This is a genomic window from Candidatus Darwinibacter acetoxidans, from assembly GCF_041936445.1.
In the GTDB taxonomy this organism is placed as follows: Bacteria; Bacillota; Limnochordia; order Darwinibacteriales; family Darwinibacteriaceae; genus DTU010.
In genome coordinates, this window is sequence record NZ_JBHGXH010000177.1 from 1 (window position 1) to 4,929 (window position 4,929).

The 4,929-nt window shown below is 63.5% G+C and carries 4 protein-coding genes; all 4 read right to left on the reverse strand.

Translation table 11 applies throughout. The features are described 5' to 3' along the window. Positions 1-1,422, reverse strand: a 1,422-nt coding sequence (locus ACE4YL_RS06510; protein WP_461369400.1) for an AAA family ATPase, incomplete at its 3' end; no start/stop codon positions are given. Then, positions 1,419-2,540 (reverse strand): metallophosphoesterase family protein, encoded by a 1,122-nt coding sequence (locus tag ACE4YL_RS06515; protein WP_461369401.1) that lies wholly within the window; start codon positions 2,538-2,540, stop codon positions 1,419-1,421. The genes ACE4YL_RS06510 and ACE4YL_RS06515, both read right to left, overlap by 4 nt. Before the next feature lie 105 nt (positions 2,541-2,645). Then, positions 2,646-4,145 carry a glycerol kinase GlpK gene (gene glpK / locus ACE4YL_RS06520; protein ID WP_461369403.1) on the reverse strand — a complete coding sequence of 500 codons (1,500 nt, stop codon included), beginning with the start codon at positions 4,143-4,145 and terminating at the stop codon, positions 2,646-2,648. A gap of 20 nt (positions 4,146-4,165) precedes the next feature. After that, positions 4,166-4,915, reverse strand: a complete 750-nt coding sequence (locus ACE4YL_RS06525; RefSeq protein WP_461369402.1) for an alpha/beta hydrolase — start codon at positions 4,913-4,915, stop codon at positions 4,166-4,168. Between the last annotated feature and the right edge of the window lie 14 nt (positions 4,916-4,929).

Genomic DNA, 4,929 nt, shown 5'->3' on the forward strand with positions numbered 1-4,929 from the left:
CACCCCCAGGGAGTTCAGCCTCTCCTCCAGGTATTCCCTGGCCTCTTTTATTTCGCGAAGCAGGCTCTCCACGTCGCCTTCACCGGACTGCACTTCGAGCAGCCAGTCGGGGCTCTCCAGCAGCAGGCGCCCCGCCCCTTCAAATGCAGCTTCCTGCTCTATTTTTGTCATCGCGGGCTGCTCCAGGCCCGCGGTTACCTTCAGCTCCATCGGCCTGCGGGTGGCGAAGCGCACCTTCAGCTTCATCGCCCCGACTACGGCCCTGAGTTCGCCCGCTTTCTTCTGCCACTCCTTTAAATCGTGCAGATCGTTCCGGCCAATCTTCACCAGCCCGGAAAGCTCCCGGTCGATTTCCTCGATCTTGTCCTGGAGCGGCCCGGCCTTCCGCAGCAGCTCGCGCTTCTGCTGCGCCGCCTGCTGCGCCCCGGCCTCTTCAAGCTCTTTTTTAAGCGCGGCCAGCTTTTCACTATCTTTCTCCAGGTTCCGGGTCAGCTCAGAGTCGCGGCCTGCAACCTTGGGCCATTCAAGGAGCGCCTTTCTCCAGCCTTCGGCCTGCATTTCGATTTTTTCCAGCTGCGGCTCCAGGGCGAGGCGGCGGCGGATATCCTTTTCCAGGAGCTCCATCGCCTTTAAGTTCTCAAGCGTCTCCGCCCTCTCCCGCGCCGCCTTCTCCAGCTGCCCGGCCAGGTCGCCGGCCCGCCTCTCCAGCTCGCGCGCCTGTCGCAGTTCGCGCCGCAGTTCTTCGCTCTCGTAGTAGGCGGACAGCAGCCGTCCCCTTCCCCTTACATAGGGGTTGTCGATGCCACGGCCGCCTTTGGGGCCGTCCCGCGACAGGTCCCAGTTCTGGAGCAGCTCCCGGGAGGCCTCCTCCAGGGCCGCCTCCAGCTCTTCCAGCGAGACGCCGCCGGCCTCGATCACCGCCCGCCGCAGGATCCCGGCAATGGTGCGCGACGCCTCGCCGTCGCGGCCCAGCCTCTCCAGGGTGCGCTCCATCTCATCCTGGCGGGCGAAGAGCACCGCCTCGTATGTGGCGCGGCCGTAAGAGAGCGCCTGCAAGAGCCGCTCCCGGACGGCGGCGGGGTTGTTGACCTCGGCGCCTCTCTCCGGCATCAGCCGGGCCTCCCTAATCTCTCCCCAGGAGCAGGTGTAGTTGAAGCGCTCTCCGTCGGCATCCCGGAATTGCAGGCTCACCCGGCAGGTATCGCCTCCGGGATGGGGCAGGCACCTGGCCATGAAATTTTTCCAATCCTCCGAGCTCCTTCTCAAGTCGGGCGGCAAAAAAAGGACCGCAAAGAGGGCATTGACCAGGGTGCTCTTGCCCGCTTCATTGGGCCCGAGAAGCACATTCAGACCCGGCTGGAAAGAGTAGGCCTTGTCTCTGACAGCGCCAAACGGGTTAAGTTTAATCTCTTCGATAATCATCTCTTCACCTCGGCGATGAGGCGGTAAGCCAGCTGCAGCGCGGCGGGGTCATTTTTTTGCGCCAGCCGGGAAAGAAGGCGCTGGGGGAAGGAGCCGGCAGGGAAGCGGGATTCGATGAGCTCCGCCGAAAGCTCCACCGCCAGGGCGCTGTCATCGTCCTCCAGGTAGAGCAGGGCGGAGCGCAGCTCGTCGAGACGGCGGCGGCGGGCGTTGTAGGCTTCCTCCGGCAGAAAACCGGTGAGACGCAGCTTCACCAGGACCCCTTTTCCCGCCTGCCGCAGCTCCTCCTGCAGCTCATCCAGGTCGGCGGTACCGCGCAGCTCCCGGACAATCTCCATAAAGCGAAACTGTCCGGTGGAAACGGCGCGGCAGTGGACATCGCCGCCCTCCTCCAGGGTGGTGATCCAGGCGCTGCCGCCGTGCCGGCAGTCGAAGCCGTCAGGCTCGGGGGTGCCGCTGAAGCAGAAGAGAGCCCCCTGCACCTGCTCGAGATCGGGATGGCGCACATGGGTGTGCCCGAGAAACCAGTGGTGCAGCCTCAGCCCGGCCAGCTCGTCCTCATCCATGGGAAAATACTCTCCCTCCGGGTCGGGCGAGATCCCCCGCACCGTGCCGTGGGCCACTCCGAGCTGCCACCCGGCGGCGGGCCGCTCCGCCAGTTCGCGGATCCAGCCCAGCCTGTTATCCCGGGAATGCTTCCGGTGGCAGGGAGCGGGGTAAAGCACCGCGTCAATCCCGTAATCGTGCAGCGGATAGGGAACCGTATCGATAAGCAAAAGCAGCGAGTCGGGGGCGAGCTCCCGCATCTCTTTCCAGAGGCTTCCGTAACCGTCGCAGTAATCGTGGTTGCCCGGCAATACGGCAACGCAATCACCCTGAAAACGGGAGAGGCTCCGCATCACCCGGGCAATTATTTCACGGGGTATCTGCACCCGGTGAAAGAGATCCCCGGCTACCAGGAAGAGCCGGCACTGCGCCTCGTTGGCCAGCTCCACCAGCCGCTCCAGCGCTTCATAGCGCGCCTCCACCAGCTGCCGCTGCACCTCTTCCGGGTAGCTGCGACTGCCGAAGGTCATCCCCAGGTGCAGATCGGCGGTGTGAAATACTTTTAAGGACATGATCAAGCCTCCTGCCGGGTAAATCTACGGCCTTTTTCTTAAAAAAAATAATTACTGCGCGCCCAGTTCTCCTCCGGCGGTCCCGGCTGCGTGACGCGGACGGCTTCAGCTTTCTTCAATCCAGCCGCGCGCTCTCTCCACCGCTCGCAGCCAGCCGCGGTAAAGGGCGGCGCTCTGCGACTCTTCCATCCGGGGCCGGAAGGAGGCACTCTCGCGCCACTGCTCCGCCAGCGCCTGGCGGCCAGGCCAGGCCCCCGCCGCCAGGCCGGCCAGGTAGGCGGCCCCGAGGGCGGTGGTATCGAGCGTGGCCGAACGGCGCACCAACGTGCCGGCGATATCCGCCTGGAACTGCAGCAGCAGGTCCATCACGCCGGCTCCGCCGTCAACCCTCAACTCGCCCAGGGGAATCTCCGCTTCGCGGCGCATGATCTCGAGCACATCGCGGGTCTGGTAGGCCATTGCCTCGACCACGGCCCGCGCCAGGTGGGCCCGCGTCGTGCCCCGGGTTATGCCGATGAGAAGCCCGCGGGCATAGGGGTCCCAGTAAGGGGCGCCGAGCCCCACGAAAGCGGGCACCAGGTAGACGCCGCCGTTATCCTCAACCTGCTCCGCCAGCGGCCCCGTTTCCGAGGCGTGGTCGATTATCTGCAGCCCGTCGCGCAGCCACTGGATCGCTGCGCCGGTAATAAAGATGCTCCCTTCCAGGGCGTAAGTGACGGCCCCGTCAATTCCCCAGGCGATTGTTGTCAGCAGCCCCGCATCTGAGCGGATGGCCCTGCCGCCGGTATTCATCAGCAGAAAAGAGCCGGTGCCGTATGTGTTCTTCACCATGCCCGGGTCGAAACAGGCCTGGCCGAAAAGGGCGGCCTGCTGATCGCCGGCGATCCCGCCAACCGGCACCCGCACGCCGAGAAAAGCGGCGGGGTCGGTTTCGCCGAAAATGGCGCTGCTCGGCATAACCTGCGGCAGGATATTTCCCGGAACTCCCAGGATCTCCAGCAGCTGCCGGTCCCACTCCAGCGTATGGATATTGAAGAGCAGGGTGCGGGAGGCATTGGAGTAATCGGTGGCATGGACCCGGCCGCCGGTAAGCCGGAAGAGCAGGTAGCTGTCAATGGTCCCGCAGGCCAGCTCTCCCCTGCGGGCCGCCTCCCGGATAGCGGGGATATGCTCCAGTGCCCAGTTAATCTTCGTCCCGGAGAAGTAGGGGTCCAGGACCAGCCCGGTTTTCTCTTGAAAGAGCTCCAGCCGTCCGGCTTCTTTCAACTCATGGCAGAGCTGCGCCGTGCGGCGGCACTGCCAGACAATGGCGTTCGCCAGCGGCTTGCCGGTGGAGCGCTCCCAGAAAACCACGGTTTCCCGCTGGTTGGTGATGCCGATGGCCGTGATTTCAGCAGGTACCACCTCCGCTTCCTGCAAGGCCTCTTTTGCCACGGCCAGGGTGGCCGCCCAGATCTCTTCAGGATCATGTTCAACCCAGCCGGGCCGCGGATAATACTGGTTGTGCTCCCGGGCGGCCCGGCCCAGGGGCAGGCCCCGCTCATCCCAGAGGATCGCGGTGGTACCGGTAGTACCCTGGTCAATAGAGAGTATGCGCGCCGTAATGGTGATCGCCTCCCCGCAATTTAAGAATGCCGCCGCATAAATTGCGCCGTTTTTTCGAAAATCAGCTCCTTGTCAAAATCGAGCGTGGCCACATGATAAGAGTTCTCCAGCCAGACCAGCTCTTTTTCAGCCGAGCCGATATGCTCTAAAATATAGGGAGCGTTGGAAGGATGGACCACGTGATCCTCCCGTGACTGAAAAATGAGCGCCGGCTGCTTGATCCGGGGCAGCTCGTCATTCACCAGGCGGCACAGCTTTAGCAGCTCTCCCAGCGCCGCAAGGGGAACCCGGTCATAAGAGAGTTCCGTAACCGCGGGATCCTTGATGTCGCTGCCCACACCGGGTACGGTTTTCACGAAGGGGCGGATCAGCGGCAGAAAGATCATCCGAAAATCTTTCATGAAGACCGGACCGCAAATGGGGACCACGCCCTTCACGGTATCAGGATGGCTGCCGGCCAGGTGCAGCGCCAGCGTAGCCCCCATGGAGAGGCCGGCTACGAATATGGTGCGGCACTGCTTGCGGATTTCCTCCAGGCCCGCCTCGGCTGACGCGATCCAGTCATGGTATGTATTGTTAAACATATCTTCCACTCTCGTGCCGTGACCCTTTAGCCGCGGTCCGACCACGGTAAAACCCTGGCCGGCCAGGTATTCGCCCATGGGCCGCATACTCGAGGGATTTCCGGTAAAACCGTGCACCAGCAGGCAGCCGACGTCACCGCCCGGAAAGGCAAAGGGCTCCGCTCCCGCTAAAATTGCGCCTTCCATACCTTATTCGCCCT